The 16,279-nt window shown below is 41.5% G+C and carries 17 protein-coding genes; 10 read left to right on the top strand and 7 right to left on the bottom strand.

Annotation, left to right across the window (positions count from 1 at the left end; translation table 11 throughout):
• Positions 1 to 33 precede the first annotated feature (33 nt).
• Positions 34 to 738, bottom strand: coding sequence for a dipeptidase PepE (gene pepE / locus KPF51_RS05330; protein ID WP_005721773.1), 705 nt, complete (start codon positions 736 to 738; stop codon positions 34 to 36).
• A gap of 266 nt (positions 739 to 1,004) precedes the next feature.
• On the opposite strand from pepE, the gene KPF51_RS05335 reads away from it, so the two are divergent.
• From KPF51_RS05335 to KPF51_RS05375, 9 genes are all read left to right on the top strand, one after another.
• A complete protein-coding gene (locus tag KPF51_RS05335; RefSeq protein WP_005726173.1) occupies positions 1,005 to 2,909 on the top strand; it encodes an FTR1 family protein in 1,905 nt (634 codons plus the stop codon).
• 39 nt (positions 2,910 to 2,948) lie between these two features.
• Positions 2,949 to 3,470, top strand: a complete 522-nt coding sequence (locus KPF51_RS05340) for an iron transporter (protein WP_005726172.1) — start codon at positions 2,949 to 2,951, stop codon at positions 3,468 to 3,470.
• Positions 3,471 to 3,635: 165 nt separating this feature from the next.
• Positions 3,636 to 5,033 (top strand): Fe-S-containing protein, encoded by a 1,398-nt coding sequence (locus KPF51_RS05345; RefSeq protein WP_064972577.1) that lies wholly within the window; start codon positions 3,636 to 3,638, stop codon positions 5,031 to 5,033.
• Positions 5,033 to 6,355, top strand: coding sequence for an ABC transporter permease (locus tag KPF51_RS05350; RefSeq protein WP_005753818.1), 1,323 nt, complete (start codon positions 5,033 to 5,035; stop codon positions 6,353 to 6,355). The genes KPF51_RS05345 and KPF51_RS05350 overlap by 1 nt, the downstream gene beginning before the upstream one ends.
• On the top strand, positions 6,342 to 7,481 hold the full coding sequence (locus KPF51_RS05355) for an FtsX-like permease family protein (protein WP_061405973.1): 1,140 nt from the start codon (positions 6,342 to 6,344) through the stop codon (positions 7,479 to 7,481). The genes KPF51_RS05350 and KPF51_RS05355 overlap by 14 nt, the downstream gene beginning before the upstream one ends.
• Before the next feature lie 48 nt (positions 7,482 to 7,529).
• Complete coding sequence (locus KPF51_RS05360) at positions 7,530 to 8,225, top strand: ABC transporter ATP-binding protein (protein ID WP_005751340.1); 696 nt, start codon at positions 7,530 to 7,532, stop codon at positions 8,223 to 8,225.
• On the top strand, positions 8,191 to 8,691 hold the full coding sequence (locus KPF51_RS05365; RefSeq protein ID WP_061405972.1) for a TlpA disulfide reductase family protein: 501 nt from the start codon (positions 8,191 to 8,193) through the stop codon (positions 8,689 to 8,691). The genes KPF51_RS05360 and KPF51_RS05365 overlap by 35 nt, the downstream gene beginning before the upstream one ends.
• Positions 8,692 to 8,694: 3 nt before the next feature.
• On the top strand, positions 8,695 to 8,997 hold the full coding sequence (locus KPF51_RS05370) for a cytochrome c (protein ID WP_005753809.1): 303 nt from the start codon (positions 8,695 to 8,697) through the stop codon (positions 8,995 to 8,997).
• A gap of 59 nt (positions 8,998 to 9,056) precedes the next feature.
• Positions 9,057 to 9,446, top strand: a complete 390-nt coding sequence (locus tag KPF51_RS05375) for a pyrimidine dimer DNA glycosylase/endonuclease V (RefSeq protein ID WP_061405971.1) — start codon at positions 9,057 to 9,059, stop codon at positions 9,444 to 9,446.
• Here the strand turns inward: KPF51_RS05375 and KPF51_RS05380 are convergent.
• Entirely contained in the window at positions 9,436 to 9,687 is a 252-nt protein-coding gene (locus KPF51_RS05380; protein ID WP_005751337.1) for a YcgL domain-containing protein, read from the bottom strand. The two genes, KPF51_RS05375 and KPF51_RS05380, sit on opposite strands and share 11 nt — an antisense overlap.
• Before the next feature lie 93 nt (positions 9,688 to 9,780).
• Here KPF51_RS05380 and minC point away from each other — a divergent pair, with 93 nt between their 5' ends.
• Positions 9,781 to 10,458, top strand: coding sequence for a septum site-determining protein MinC (gene minC, locus KPF51_RS05385; RefSeq protein WP_005726163.1), 678 nt, complete (start codon positions 9,781 to 9,783; stop codon positions 10,456 to 10,458).
• 46 nt (positions 10,459 to 10,504) lie between these two features.
• On the opposite strand, the gene KPF51_RS05390 is transcribed toward minC, so the two are convergent.
• From KPF51_RS05390 to ftsH, 5 genes are all read right to left on the bottom strand, one after another.
• On the bottom strand, positions 10,505 to 11,194 hold the full coding sequence (locus KPF51_RS05390; RefSeq protein WP_005726162.1) for a hypothetical protein: 690 nt from the start codon (positions 11,192 to 11,194) through the stop codon (positions 10,505 to 10,507).
• A gap of 279 nt (positions 11,195 to 11,473) precedes the next feature.
• Entirely contained in the window at positions 11,474 to 11,932 is a 459-nt protein-coding gene (gene sixA, locus KPF51_RS05395) for a phosphohistidine phosphatase SixA (RefSeq protein WP_005726161.1), read from the bottom strand.
• Between the two features lie 63 nt (positions 11,933 to 11,995).
• Positions 11,996 to 13,330: a phosphoglucosamine mutase gene (glmM, locus tag KPF51_RS05400; RefSeq protein WP_005726160.1), complete on the bottom strand. Its 1,335-nt coding sequence runs from the start codon at positions 13,328 to 13,330 to the stop codon at positions 11,996 to 11,998.
• Between the two features lie 19 nt (positions 13,331 to 13,349).
• Entirely contained in the window at positions 13,350 to 14,177 is an 828-nt protein-coding gene (gene folP, locus KPF51_RS05405; RefSeq protein ID WP_005726159.1) for a dihydropteroate synthase, read from the bottom strand.
• Positions 14,178 to 14,309: 132 nt separating this feature from the next.
• Positions 14,310 to 16,229, bottom strand: a complete 1,920-nt coding sequence (ftsH, locus tag KPF51_RS05410) for an ATP-dependent zinc metalloprotease FtsH (RefSeq protein WP_061405969.1) — start codon at positions 16,227 to 16,229, stop codon at positions 14,310 to 14,312.
• Between the last annotated feature and the right edge of the window lie 50 nt (positions 16,230 to 16,279).

Below are 16,279 nucleotides of genomic sequence, written 5' to 3' on the forward strand. Positions count from 1 at the left end.
AAACAAAGTTCACAAAAAGACCAGAAAGCGAGATTAATAATCAAATACGCTATTCACCGGCAAGGTCGCTAATTGCATATTTTCACTGAACAATAACACATCATGTTGACCCAATACACGCGCTTGCTGACCTTGAATATGCAGTGCGGTTCCTTCTGGCAAGGCATAGACGTTGGCAGTTGGGTTGACAATTAAGAATTCCGCTAAGCGTTCTTCGCGACTTTCCCCATTATGCCCAGCAGGTTTACCCGAAATAAAATGCGGATTTAGTTGGTGTGGAAATAAATTTAAAGCGTCAAAAGATGGCGGATAGGTAATCGGCATATCATTGGTGGTCATAATAGAGCGACCGGCCACATTTGCCCCCGCACTCCAACCAAAATACGGTGTACCCGACTGAACTTTTTCGCGAATCAATGGCAATAAATGATGTTCATACATGCCTTTTAATAAACAAAACGTATTACCTCCCCCAATCGCAATAACATCCGCTTTTTCAATGATTTCTGCATGTTTTTCTGCACGGTGAACCGAAAGAATCGCCACATTTAATTCAGCTAATGCTTTTTGGACTTTTAATTCGTACTCATCATAACTTTGACGAACACCAGCATAAGGTACAAAAGCAACGGTTTTCCCTTGATAGTCTGCCAAAAAATCCTGTAGCCAAGGCAGCGTATGCACTAAATAGTCTGTATTTTGATATTTCGAACCGCTCATTAATAACATGTTTTTCATCGTTTTCCTCACTGAACTCATGGTCATATTTCTCTCATTATGCAATGCACCGCCCTAAATAAACAGCTGGCATTGTTGATTTCGTGACTCACATCACAGTATTCCATTACCCCAACGACTTTGAAAAATACCCTGCATATTTGTAATAAAATTTGTGCTTTTTATCACATTTTTATCATCAAAGCAGGATTTCTTGTTGCGAAAAAAAACGATAAGAGGATAATCATACTAACGAATATAATAATCACTATCATTTGGGTGAGTGTATGTTTTACGTTAATCAACTTCGATATTTAGTGCTCATTTTCAGCGTGTTTTTCTGTGCCTTCACACAAGCTAAAGACAATTATGCCGAGTGGATTCAAGACATTGAACACCGTTTAGACAAAACGGCGCATCTATATCAACAAGGCCAAGCTGACGAAGCACGTACGGAAGTGCAAATGGCGTATTTTGAAGTGTTCGAGAACTTAGAAGGTCCGATTCGTATTAATTTCTCAGCACAAAAAAGTTACCAAATGGAAGCGACGTTTGCTGAAATTCGCAAAATGATTGGTGAAGGAGTTTCATTAGAAACAATACAAACAAAAATCAATGGGCTCAAATCCGAACTGCAAGAAGTATTACCTGTATTAGCGGACGGACACCAACTCAATGCCTCTGCCCAACATGACGTGTATAGCAATCAAACTATTGCCCAACACTGGCAACAAAGTTTTAAAATTATTGATGATCTGCTTGCCCAAGCGATCAGTGCTTATGAACAGGGCGAATTTGCTCAAGCGAAAAAATGGGTTCAGCAAGCACAATACGATGGTTTTAAAAATGCGGAAATGGAAATGGCTATTCGTCAAAATCGTTCTGCCTCCATTTCAGCTAGCATTAATCAACAATTTTATGATCTCATTCGTCTTAGCGAAAAACCGGATCAACTCAATAACTTAGGCTACCAAATCACGTTGTTGTTACAAGAGATTGAAGAACAGCTACCAAATCTTCCGACTACGCGTGAAACACAAGTGGTGCAAGCACAAGTCAACTCAACAGACAATACGCCCGATCAAGACTGGCAGAAAGTAACGAATGAGATTAATCAACGCATTCAACAAGCGATGAACTTATATCAACAAGGTGAACAGAAAAAAGCAATGCTTGCTGTACAAGATACCTATTTTGATGTCTTCGAAAGCAGTGGGATGGAAAACAAAATAGGCGCACGGGACAGCAATATGAAAGCTGAACTCGAAGGCTATTTCACCCGTTTAGTAAGTTTGATCAAAGCCAATGCCTCCTCCGATCAACTACAACAACAAGCAAATCAGCTCGCTCAAGGCTTAAGCAAAAGTGTCGAGATGTTACAAGGAGGAAAACAAAGTCATTGGTCAATGTTCCTCTATAGTCTGTTAATTATTCTACGTGAAGGGTTAGAAGCCTTGCTCATTGTTGCTGCGATTGTGACTTATCTGATCAAAAACCAACATCAAGATAAGCTTCCCGTTATTCGCCAATCTGTCTATGTTGCCTTAATCGCTAGCCTGATTACCGCCGTGATTTTTCAATTCGTGTTTGCTAATGCAGGCGCCAGTCGAGAGCTGCTAGAGGGTTTTACAATGATGATCGCTGTAGTGATGTTATTTATGATGAGCTACTGGCTATTATCCAAAGTAGAAGCGCAAAATTGGCAACGTTATTTAGAAGGCAAATTGTCTAGCGCACTCACAACGGGTTCATTGATTGGGCTATGGCTCACCAGTTTTCTCGCTGTCTATCGTGAGGGGGCGGAAACGGTGTTGTTCTACTACGCGTTGGTTGCTGATGCCACAAGTGCGGTCAGTTATCTCTACCTTTTCGCAGGGTTGGTAGTGGGTATAGTCATTCTCACCATCTGTTATTTGATTATGCGCTATACCGTGGTGAAGCTGCCATTAAAACCCTTCTTTATGTTTACTGGCACCTTTATGTATCTGATGGCCTTTGTTTTTGCCGGCAAGAGCGTATTAGAGTTAATTGAAGGTAAACTTTTTGAACCAACTTTAATTGTGGGTGCTCCCGAGATCAGTTGGTTAGGTATTTATCCTTACCTAGAAACCTTGATACCACAAGTGATATTACTTATTGCAGCCCTTTTTGCCCTGTTCTATATGAAATATCAGAACCGCAAAGCAGTTTAGTTTCACAATCTATACTTAAATAGTCAGAGGAGATTAAGTATGAAAAAAGTACTCTTAGCCACCACTTTACTCGCCAGCATTTTAGCTGCACCATCCGCGCTGGCATTTAAAGAATATCCAATTGGTGAGCCTATTGAAATGAACGGTATGGAAATTGCAGCCGTATATTTGCAGCCCGTTGACATGGAACCGCGTGGTATGGGGCTGCCAGCAGCCAAATCTGATATTCACTTAGAAGCAGATATTCATGCGATTAAAGGTAACGTGAATGGCTTTGGTGAAGGAGAATGGATGCCATATCTCACCATTAACTATACTTTAGTCAATACTGATACTGGTGAGAAACAAGAAGGTACCTTTATGCCGATGGTTGCGGCAGATGGTCCACACTATGGCTTAAATATCAAAATGATGGGCGTAGGCAACTATAAATTAACTTACCATATTGAGCCACCACCAAAAGCGGGGATGCACCGTCATACCGATGAAGAAACTGGTGTGGGTCGTTGGTGGAAACCATTTGATGTCAGTTATGAATTCAAATATACCGGTTTGAACTAAGTCGCTTTAAGGTGCGTAAAAACGCACCTTTACACCAATTTTCGATACGCTATTTCCAATCGTGGCTTTTCTGACAAAGTGCGATTGGAAATAGTAGCATTTTAAAGCAAACAAAAGTTATGCCTTATCGTATCTAATCAACTATCACAGCATTGCGGACAACTTATGAATTACTTTTTTACGTCTTTACTGCAAACGCTTCTGCCTTTTGCCCTCTTGCTTGGCTGTGCGTGGTCCTACCATCCGCAAGTGAACATGAAATCACGCCTGTGGCTAGCGCTACTTTGTTTCGTAGCTGGGGCAATTCTGAGCATCTATTTACCAAAAAGTCAGCGCATTAATTTAGTGCTCAGTGCGTGGATTATCACCAGCCTACTTTTATTCTGTCTCAGCCAATATTGGCATAACAAAACATTAACCTCTTTTTGGCACGTCCTGTTAAGCTTTATCGCAGGACTTTTATGGGGTAAAGATCCCAATCTTTCGGCTATCACACACACCGACGTCATCAATACCGATTTTATCTTACACAGCAGTGCGATCATCTTAGCGATTTTACTTGCCATTTTTGTCGCAAGCTGGCTCAGTCTTTTATTACAACAAAGTAAAATTCAACACAAACTGACCGCACTTGCTCCTCTCCTCACTTACCTGATAGTGATTTTATTACTGATACCACAGAGCGCTGAGCTGCTGTTAAGTTTAATGAAACTCCAACTGCTCGACTTAACCAAAGCAAGGCTCAGCTTTGTTGCGAAAGCTGGCAACCTCACCAATTTCTTTAATTATCTCCAAAGTGCTATTTTACTGATTATCATGCTGAGTTTCTGGTTCCGCGTCCATTTAGCTCGTCAACATGCTGTAGAACAAGAAGCACACCCAATTGAAAAACGCAAAAAACGTGCCACGCTACTGACGTCATCCCGTCTCTTACAATGGGGAGGCGTTTGCGTATTGTTCATTTTCACGGCACAACTGTACTGGGATAAAGTGGCCTCTCAACCGCCTCGCTTATCCGAAGCCATCCCTGTACATATGGATGACAAGAACCAAGTTTATATCCCTATCGAACAAGTAAAAGACGGCAAATTACATCGCTTTGTATGGATAGCAGATGACGGAAAAGCAGTACGCTTTTTTTTAATTAACCGCCTGCCTGACCGTTTAAGTTTAGCCGCGGTCTTTGATGCCTGTATTCTTTGTGGCGATCAGGGTTATGTCATGGAAGGCGATCAAGTGATTTGCGTAGGTTGCGGTGTCAGAATGTTTATTCCGTCTATCGGTAAACCCGGTGGTTGTAATCCTGTTCCGATTGAAAATTGGGAACAAACGGACACTCAGGTGATTATTCACAAAAAAAGCTTAGAAGACGGCTTACATTATTTTTCAACTGTCGTTGAGATTGACGTGATCGATCCTGTGGATCACAGTCAACTGAAGAATACCCGTACTGAGCACAAATACAGTTACGAAGGCAAAACGTATTTCTTTGCTACGGAAAAAAATCTTCATTTATTCCGAGATGCCCCAGAAAATTACCTCAATGCAGAAGGAGGCAAGTAATGTTAGCCAGAATGTTATATCAATCTTGGCGCTTTGGTTTAAAACGCAAACTTCTCGCAATCATAACTCTTTTTCTTGCCGCAGGTTTAGTCTCCGCACTCCTCGCGGTTTCCATTGATATTGGTGACAAAATGGCGCGTGAATTAAAATCCTATGGTGCCAATATCTTAATTGAACCCGCTAGCCGTGCGATTTTACCCGAGGATGTGAATGGCGCCAGTTCATTAACTAGCCAAGACTTTCTTGATGAAAAAGAATTACCTAATGTAAAAGACATTTTTTGGCGAAATAACATTGTCGGCTTTGCGCCGTTACTAAGTGCGAACGTACAAGCACAAAAAGCTAATCAGAATACACTACAACCGATTCAGATTTTAGGCACATTTTTTGATCGTCAGATCGCCATTCCTGATGAAGCAGATTACCATACGGGACAAAAGATTATCAGCCCATATTGGAAAGTACAAGGTGAGTGGGTCAATGATTTACAGGATCAATTTAGCACAATCGTGCCTGCCTTAGCCGGAGAACAACTTGCCAAAACCTGGTCGCTCCAGCCTGGTGAACAGATTCATCTCGCTTACCAAGACGAGGAATTTCAACAACAGCTTACAGTAGAAATCAAAGGGATACTTGCCACTGGTGGCAGCGAAGAACAACAACTGGTGCTACCGTTAAGTGCAGTACAACAATTACTTGGACTCGAAGGTAAAATCCAAGCGATTAAAGTGTCCGCTTTAACCGTGCCAGAAAATGAACTTTCGCGCAAAGCACGCGCCAATGTTGAAGGACTAGATGCTGAAGAATATGATCGTTGGTACTGTACGGCTTATGTATCCTCTATTGCTCATCAATTAGAAGAGGCGATTTCAGGCGCAATTGTTCGCCCTATCTGGCAAGTCGCAGCCTCTGAAGGCGTAGTGATTGAAAAAATCCAATTATTACTGGCGGTGGTCACCGTAGCGGCAGTGATTGCTGCGGCAATGGGGATAGCCTCCTTGATGACCAGTACGATTATTGAACGAAGTAAAGAGATCGGTTTGATGAAAGCGTTGGGGGCATACCAATGGCAGATTGTCCTGCTCTTTTACTGTGAAGCCACTATTAGCGCATTATTTGGTGGTATATTAGGATGCTTAGCGGGTTGGGGACTAGCAAAATTTATTGGTATCACACTTTTTGGTCTCCCTTTAGATTTTACCTGGATAGTGGTGCCTTGTGTATTAGTGCTCTCTATCTTGATTGCTTTAATTGGTACTTGGTTCCCGGCACATCGGATTGCCAATCTCTACCCTGTTGAGGTGCTGTATGGTCGCCAATAAACCCAAATCCATGTTCTGGCGTTTAGTTTTTCGTGCCTTACGCTTACGTTTACAACGCGTCTTGATTATTTTTGCCGCACTCACTGTTGGCGCCAGTATTGTCACAGCAATGGCCGCTGTCTATTTTGATATCAATACCAAAATGAGCCAAGAGCTACGTACCTTTGGTGCCAATTTTTATATTGGCTCAAATAGCCGCGGACTGATCCAAGAACAGCAACTGCAACAAATTTTAGCCCAAGCACCATCCGGCTTAGTCACCGCAGCAAGCCCTTATTTGTATGGTGTCACACGCAGTGAATTGGAAAAAATTGTGATTATGGGTGTGTGGTTTGAAGACATGAAAACCCTCTCTCCTTATTGGCAAGTCACAGGATCGCAAATTGGCGTCAATTTTGATGATCGAAATGCGATGATTGGCAAAACCCTAGCAGAACGCTTACAACTCAATGTTGGCGATAGCATTACTTTAAGTAAAAATGCGGTGGAAAAACATCGTTTCCATATCAAAGCCATCATTGAAGCCGGCGATGCCACTGATAATATGTTGATTGTAAATTTAGAATTTGCGCAACATTGGCTAGAAAAAGAAGGGCAAGCCACTAATGCTTTACTCAATGTCAAAAATGATCAAGGACAAGTGGAACAATTTGCCACCTCACTGCAACAAACATATCCCGATTTAGAAATTCGCCCGATTCGTAAGGTGTCAGCTTCAGAAGGGCAAATCTTAGAGAAAATAAAAGGCTTAATGGGCTTAATTTCTGTGGTAATCCTGATCCTAGCAACCCTTTGTGTAAACACCACATTGATCGCCATTGTGGGAGAAAGAGCAAAAGAATTTGCACTACAAAAAGCCTTGGGAGCAAAAAAGCAAGATATTATCCAGCAAATCGGCACAGAAGCCTTCATTATTACGATTTGTGCTATTTTCACGGGTTTAGTGATTGGTTATTTATTGGCACAAGTTCTTGGACTCACTGTATTTAAAGCCTATATTGATATGCGTTTACCCGTTATCCCAATTACGATATTGTTATCCTTACTGGTGGCATTTATTGCCGTGATCATCCCAACACGTCGAGCATTAGCGATCCAAACTGCCAATGTATTAAAAGGCGAATAAGATCAATTCATTAGCTTGTTTGCGGATTTAAAAAAAGGAAATGAAAAAATGCCAAATTATGTGATTGAAACACAACATTTATACAAAAGATTCGGTCAAGTGACCGCACTTGAAGACATCAACATTCAAATTAAAGAAGGCGAATTTGTAGCAATCATGGGCGCCTCAGGTTCAGGTAAAACAACGTTAATGAATATTCTCACTGGTTTAGACACTGCCAGTGAAGGAAAAGTGATCCTAGACGGTGTCGATGCCGCACAACTTGATGAAATCGGCAGACAGCGGTTCCGGGCGGAGAAGATCGGTCTGGTCTTTCAGCAATTCCACTTAATCCCTTATTTAACTGCCTTGGAAAATGTCATGTTAGCACAACATTATCACAGTGTAATTGATGAAGATGCAGCCAAGGCGGTGTTACAACAAGTCGGTCTGGCGCATCGTTTTGACCACAGACCAAGCCAACTGTCTGGCGGAGAACAACAACGTGTGTGTATTGCGCGCGCCTTAGTTAATCAGCCGCCGGTGATTTTTGCCGATGAGCCGACAGGAAACCTAGATGAAAAAAATGAGCAACTGGTGCTCGATTTACTCGTCGCATTAAATCAACAAGGACGTACAGTCGTGATGGTCACCCATAATCCTGAGCTAAGTAAACTGGCCGACCGCACTATTTTCTTACAGCATGGTAAATTCCTACGAGAAGCCTCAAATGAAAACAAGCGTATTGTTAACCGCACTTTTTAAGCCATTGTTTCTTTGCACAATCGTTCTAAGTTGTATTGGATGTAAAGAAGACATCGCGGTCATTGGTAAGCAAGCCCCCGAAATTGCCGTTTTTGATTTAGCGGGCACACAACGTTCTTTAAATGAAGGGAAAGGAAAAACCATTCTCCTCAATTTCTGGTCAGAAACCTGTGGCGTATGTATTGCAGAATTAAAAACCTTTGAACAACTTCTCCAGTCTTACCCACAAAATAATTTACATATTATTGCGATTAACGTTGATGGAGACAAAGCAGATACACAAGCGCTTGTAAAAAAAAGAGAAATTTCCCTTTTGGTGGTGAAAGATCAATTAAAGATCACCGCTGAACGCTACCAATTAGTGGGCACCCCCACCTCTTTCGTTATTGACCCCGAGGGCAAAATCCTTTATAAATTCGAGGGCTTAATTCCTGCTCAGGATTTACACTTATTTTTTAAAGGTTAACGAATGAAAAAATACGACTCTGCTTTATGGATTTTGCTGGCACTTGTTCCAATCGCACAAGCAAATGTCAGCGTTGAACGCGGTCAACAACTTTTTAAACCCTGTTCCTTCTGTCATGGTAACCAAGCGGAAAAATCCGCTTTAAACCAATCACGTCCATTAAAAGATTTACCGGCAAATGAAATTGTCAATGCCCTCAAAGCGCGTAAAGAAGGACAAATTATCGGTGCCGGAAATGCCGCGAAATCTCGCTTATCTGAAGAAGATATGCAGAGTGTGGCAAAATTTATCGAAACACTGAAATAAACCACCCACAGAGAAATGGCATCATTGATGCCATTTTCACAATACAGTCTTGGATTTTCATGACACGGATTAATCTCATCGCCCCTGCTGAACTTTGTGATCAACATCTGTTAGCAGAACACAGAGAACTGACACGTATTCCCAATACTGTGGCAAAAGGGAAATTTAGCCTCCTCGGTCAGCCAGAAGATTATAAATTAGGTACAGGGCATGTACGCTTTTTCTTTAATAAGCTCCAGTTTCTCAAAAAACGTTATGACTTATTGCATCAAGAATGCCGAGCTCGGGGGTTTAATGTGCAATATATTTGGCCCGACAAGTTGCCGGAGGACGATAACCTCTGGTTAGACTACATCCCTACTGAGCATGCCTTAGCCGCCAATAGAGCACGTATTTTAGAAAGAATGCCTGTCAAAGCACGCTTTACACCAAGTAAAGCTACAACTTAAATAGCCAGTCATCCTCTTTTGGCATTTGTAAATAAAAACCTTGTGTTTCAATTTGTTTACGGACTTCGGCTTTCTCCGCATTAACTAATGCTTTCTCGCCAGCGAGATTAAACATCATCACAAAAATAGGGGGACCAAAAGCATTTCTTAATACCTCAGGAACCGCATCAAATTGATCACGTTTTGCCACATAAAGATATGTCCCCATTTTTCTTGTACTTTTATAAATCGCACATAACATTGCTTTAACTTCCAATTCGAACAAAAAAGATTTGCCGATCCTAGCACAATTCTTTATGATTGGAACAAGTAATTTGTTTATTTGGATAGAGTTATGGCACAGGATATTGTAGCGTTTCGTACAGGGCAATTTTCATCAATTTTTCTTACTCTTCATAGCTCTAGCCTCAGCGTGATTAAACGTGCCTTAAGCAAAAAAATCAAATCCTCCCCTTCAATTTTTCAACATATTGCTGTCATTCTCCAATTCACGCCTGAACTTGAAAAAGTCAATCTACAAGCACTAAAAAGTCTCTGTGAAGAATTTAATATTCATATTATTGGAGTTTCAGATTGGACAAATCATCTGCAAAAAGAATTAATCATGACATCAGGCTTAGCCTTGTTGGGTAAGAGCGGTGAATTTACCGAGATTTTGCCAGAACCACGCTGTTTACCCGTCAAAATCATTCATCAACATGTTGCAAGCAAGCAAGTGATTTATGCCAAAAACAGCGATCTGATTATTCATGGTAATGTAGAACCCGGTGCAGAAGTGGCTGCCGACGGTAATGTACATATTTATGGCAAGCTATTAGGACGTGCCATGGCTGGCGTGAATAACAATGTGGGTTCAATTTATACCCAATATCTTGATGCGGAATTCATTGCTGTGAGTAGTCGCTTTTTATATAAAGACAACTTACCTCATGAATACCAACATGAAGCCGTACGTATCTTTGCCGACAAAGACAAATTGCGTTTTCACTTCTTGTTAGAAAAAGAAACTTAAACGATAAAAAATAGCGGAGAATATCTCCGCTATTTCTATCCGTGCATTATTGTGCTTTAGGCACAATCACTTCTTTTACTTCTTCTGTTTTTTCACTCATTGCATCCGCTGCTTTATTCACTTCTGCTTTCATCGCATCTTTCATCTCTGTCGCTTTTTCTGTTACCATTTCTTTGGCTTCTGAGCTAGCAACTTTCGCGTCTTCCACTTTGGCTGCTGCAGCGTCTTTCATTTCAGCACTTTTCTCTGCAACGGCGGCTTTGGCTTCTTCCGCTTTGGCTGCTGCAGCGTCTTTTACTTCCGCTGCTTTTTCTGCAACATCGTTTTTCGCGTCAGCAACTGCCGCTTTCATTTCTTCCATCTTTGTCGCCGTAGCAGCTTTAACTTCTTCCATTTTCGCTGCGCTGGCTTCTTTCATTTCTTCCACTTTAGCCGCGGTAGTTTCTTTCATTTCTTCTACTTTAGCGGCAGTAGCGGCTTTCACTTCTTCCACTTTAGCTGCTGTTGTTTCTTTCACTTCTTCTACTTTCGTGGCAACCGTTTCTTTTGCTTCTTTCGCTGCTTCAACAGCAGAGTTTTTCACTTCATTTGCTGCATTAACAACAGCTTCTTTGGTTTCAACAACACTCGCTTTCGCTTTTTCCACTTCTTGACCAGCTTTGCTCTCTTTATCAAAGCAACCTGTGACGCTTAAACTCGCCCCTAATACTAATGCGGCTAATACTGATTTTTTCATCATTTCTCCTAACTTTTACGAGGTTTTTAAACTCAATACCTACAAAGTATCATACTTTGTTCAATATAGTGTGTATTAAATTCCATGAAAAAGAAATGATTATTTACATTATTTACTAAACATCATGTGTTTTGGGATCATAAAAAACGCCACAGTATGATTCTAACTTATTGAATATAAGCTAAAAATACTTTTACATCAGATGGCGTTTGTGAATTAATGTAAATGATTGAACTTTTCATTTTGATGAAATTTAACACAAATTACTTCCATGTTTATTTACTCTGGATATTTTGCTTGCACGATATTGCCTATTTTTCCATCCCATTGGACATGCGCAATCGTCGAAGGATAAAAGCTAACGGAATTCCGTCCACAAAGTGTTACCACAATTTCTCCTACTAAAGGCAGATGTGAAACAATCAAAACAGACTGGATACCTTGTTTCGCCAAAACATCCAAATACCCTACTACCGTATGTGAATTACCGTAAGGGGTTATCCCATCCCAAGTTTCTACCTTCTCGGCTAATTGATTAGCATAGACACCGTTAATCTGTTCGAATGTTTGTTGAGCGCGTGCATAAGAACTAACTAGCACTTTATCTACCGTCATCGTCGATTTTAACCACTCACCTTGTGAAATTGCTTGCTGAATACCACGACGATTTAAGTGACGTTCTCTGTCTGATTTCGCCATCACTTCGGCTTCGCCATGGCGCATAACAAAAATATCCATAATTGACTCTCAATATTAAAAAAATAAACTGAGCCTTATCGACTCAGCTTACTCAAAAAAACATTAGTTAGCTCGCACAACATCCGCAATCTGTTCTGCACATTGTTGAGCTAATGCACCATCTTCACATTCTACCATGACTCGAATTAAAGGTTCCGTCCCCGACTTACGTAATAAAATACGCCCTTTACCTGCCAAACGTTTTTCAACCTCTGCTGCAACTGCTTTTACCGCAGCGCTTTCGAGTGGATTATCTCCCCCGGCAAAACGCACATTAATTAACACTTGTGGGAACAGTGGCACCGCACTGGCTAACTCATTTAAAGATAAGTTATGCTGTACCATCGCACTTAATACGGCTAAGGAAGCAATAATGCCATCTCCAGTGGTGTTTTTATCTAAAATAATAATATGCCCGGAGTTTTCCCCACCCAATAACCAGCCTTTTTCTTGCATTTTTTCCAACACATAACGGTCACCCACATTGGCACGAACAAACGGAATGCCTAACTGTTTTAACGCAAGTTCAAGACTCATATTGCTCATTAAGGTGCCCACCACACCACCTTTTAAATGACCTGCACGTAAAGCTTCACGCGCAATAATAAATAAAACTTGATCACCATCGACTTTATTGCCTAAATGGTCAACCATAATTAAACGGTCTCCATCACCATCATAGGCAAGTCCCACATCGGCTTTCACTTCAAGCACTTTCTCTTGCAGTGCTTTGATATCGGTGGCACCACATTTCTCATTGATATTCAGCCCATTTGGCTTAGCACCGATTTCTATCACTTCTGCGCCCAGCTCACGCATTACATTCGGTGCAATGTGATAGGTTGCACCATGGGCACAATCTACAACAATTTTATAGTTTTCTAAACTCAGGTGAGCGGGAAACGTTCCTTTACAAAACTCAATATAACGTCCTACCGCATCATTAATCCGACTTGCTCGACCAAGCTCCGCAGATTCGACACAATCCATCGGTTCATCCAGCATAGCTTCAATCGCTTCTTCTACATCATCTGGTAATTTTGTCCCTTGGGCAGAAAAAAACTTAATGCCATTATCATAATAAGGGTTGTGCGATGCCGAGATGACGATCCCCGCTTCTGCACGAAATGTGCGTGTTAAATAAGCAATAGCCGGCGTTGGCATCGGTCCGGTGAACGCTGCTGAAAGCCCTGCCGCCGCTAAACCCGCTTCAAGTGCCGATTCCAACATATACCCCGAAATACGTGTATCTTTACCAATTAATACGGTTCTTGACCCTTGCGTCGCCAAGACTTTTCCAGCAGCCCAACCCAATTTTAAAGCAAAATCAGGGGTAATCGGGAATGTTCCCACTTTGCCACGAACACCATCTGTACCAAAATACTTACGTTCTGCCATATTTATCATCCTTCTTTATTTAAGCATTCATTGTTGCTTGCCAAATTTTGAGCGCATCCGCTGTGTGTTCGACATCATGCACACGTACAATTGCTGCACCATGCATCACTGCAATTAACGCACCAGCAACACTCCCAACAACACGGTCTTTTACCGCTTTATCTAACACATTCCCAATCATAGATTTTCGGGATAAGCCCGCTAATACCGGAAAGCCTGCAGCACAAAAGTGCGCTAAGTTTTGCAATAATTTATAGTTATGTACAACGTTTTTACCAAAGCCAAAACCCATATCCCAAATAATATTTTCTTGCCGAATGCCCGCGCTTATACATTCTGCAGAACGCGTTTGTAAAAAGGCGAAAACTTCAGCTACGACATCCTCATAATACGGATTCTGCTGCATAGTACGGGGTTCTCCTTGCATATGCATAATACATACTGGTAAATCCAGTTCCGCTGCAGTGAGTAATGCATTTGGCTCACGTAGTGCACGAATATCATTGATCAGATCCATTCCTACTTGGGCGGCTTCTTTCATCACTTCGGCTTTCGACGTGTCCACAGAAATCCAGCAATCAAAGTTCTGGCGCACCGCTTCAACCACAGGAATAACACGAGCTAACTCTTGTTCAAGCGTTACTTCTTCTGCCATAGGGCGCGTTGACTCACCACCAATATCGATGATCGTCGCCCCTGAATTTAACATGCTCTCTACATGAAAAAGGGCTTTGTCTAATGCAAAGAATTGACCACTGTCTGAAAAGGAATCCGGCGTGAAATTTAAAATCCCCATGATTTGGGGCATAGATAAGTCTAATACTTTATTGTTTGCGTATAATTTCATTGATGATTACCACGATGAAAGGTATGGCTAATTATAGCGAAAGATTGCCATAGAAAAAATAACTTATTGTCAAAACGCGTCAAGAGGGAAATAAAAAACCCTTTAACATTCGATTAAAGGGTTTTGAGAGGCTTATTTATCCGAAGGCGATTGATGATCGGAATCTTGTTCCGTTTCTACCGCACTTTTCGCTTCTGGAGAAGCTTTTGTCCCCGCTTTAGTTTGCGTAGTCGGTTCGTTTTCGTCCCAGCCCGATGGCGGTGTAACAGGTTGACGTTTCATCAGCTGCTCAATCTGTTCTTCTTCAATGGTTTCATATTTCACTAACGCATCTTTCATGGCATGTAAAATATCCATATTATCAATCAGAATCTGTCTTGCACGTTCATAGTTACGTGTCACAATGGCACGGACTTCCTCATCGATAAGATGTGCGGTTTCATCTGACATATGTTTTGCTTTTGCCATTGAACGTCCTAAGAATACTTCACCATCATCTTCTGAATAAAGAATTGGACCTAATTTTTCTGAGAATCCCCATTGGGTTACCATGTTACGGGCAATATTAGTTGCCACTTTAATATCGTTTGAGGCTCCGGTTGAAATATTCTCTTCACCATAAATCAAATCTTCCGCCAGACGTCCTGCATACAATGTGGAAAGTTTACTTTCTAATTGTTTTTGACTGATACTGACTTGATCGCCTTCAGGTAAGAAGAAGGTCACTCCCAATGCACGACCACGAGGAATAATCGTGACTTTATGTACGGGATCATGTTCTGGCACGATATAACCGACAATGGCGTGTCCCGCTTCATGATAAGCAGTCGATTCTTTCTGCTTCTCCGTCATAATCATAGTACGGCGCTCCGGTCCCATATTGATTTTATCTTTCGCTTTTTCAAACTCAAGCATAGTGACCAAACGTTTATTCGTACGTGCTGCAAATAACGCGGCTTCGTTGACTAAGTTTGCCAAATCCGCACCAGAATAACCTGGTGTACCACGCGCAAGTGTCATCGCATCGACGTCTGGTGCTATCGGAACACGACGCATATGTACTTTTAAGATTTGTTCACGACCACGCACATCAGGTAAACCTACTACTACTTGACGGTCGAAACGTCCTGGACGGGTTAATGCTGGGTCAAGGACATCTGGACGGTTCGTCGCCGCAATCACGATAACGCCTTCATTCCCCTCAAAGCCATCCATTTCCACCAACATTTGGTTTAACGTTTGTTCACGTTCATCGTGTCCACCACCTAAACCTGCACCACGTTGACGACCAACGGCATCAATCTCATCAATGAAAATCAAACAAGGTGCATTTTTCTTCGCTTGTTCAAACATATCACGGACACGCGACGCACCGACACCCACGAACATTTCAACGAAATCTGAACCTGAAATAGTAAAGAAAGGTACTTTAGCTTCACCTGCGATCGCTTTAGCTAATAAGGTTTTACCCGTGCCCGGTGGTCCTACCATTAAAATCCCTTTAGGGATTTTACCGCCAAGTTTTTGGAACTTACCTGGATCACGTAAGAAATCAACAATTTCGCCCACTTCTTCTTTGGCTTCATCACAACCCGCAACATCAGCAAAAGTGGTTTTAATTTGCTCTTGCGTCATCATTCGAGCACGGCTTTTACCAAAGCTCATGGCTTTACTGCCACCGCCTTGCATCTGACGCATAAAGAAGAACCAAACCCCGATGAGTAAAAGCATTGGGAACCAAGAAATTAAGATTTGTGAGAATAAACCCCGTTTTTCTGGTAAGGTTCCTTCTACCTTAACTTTCTTATTGAGCAAATCATTGAGTAATTTATCGTCATTTAACGGCATGACTGTCGTATATTTGCTGCCATCGGTTTTGGTAACAAAAATTTCATTGTAATCAAAACGGGCTTGACGAATTTGATCGTTACCTAAATCTGTAATGAAGGTTGTATAGTCAGTGGTATTTCCTGACGAACTTGAATTAAAGCCTTGGTATGCGGTCATCATTACCACAGCTACCACAATCCAAAGGACTAAATTTTTTACCATATCGTTCAAGGTTTGACCTCTTTTTGTTTAACGTTAATAATTTGTTGCTA

Source organism: Pasteurella sp. XG20, from assembly GCF_018968665.1.
Lineage (GTDB): Bacteria > Pseudomonadota > Gammaproteobacteria > Enterobacterales > Pasteurellaceae > Pasteurella > Pasteurella multocida.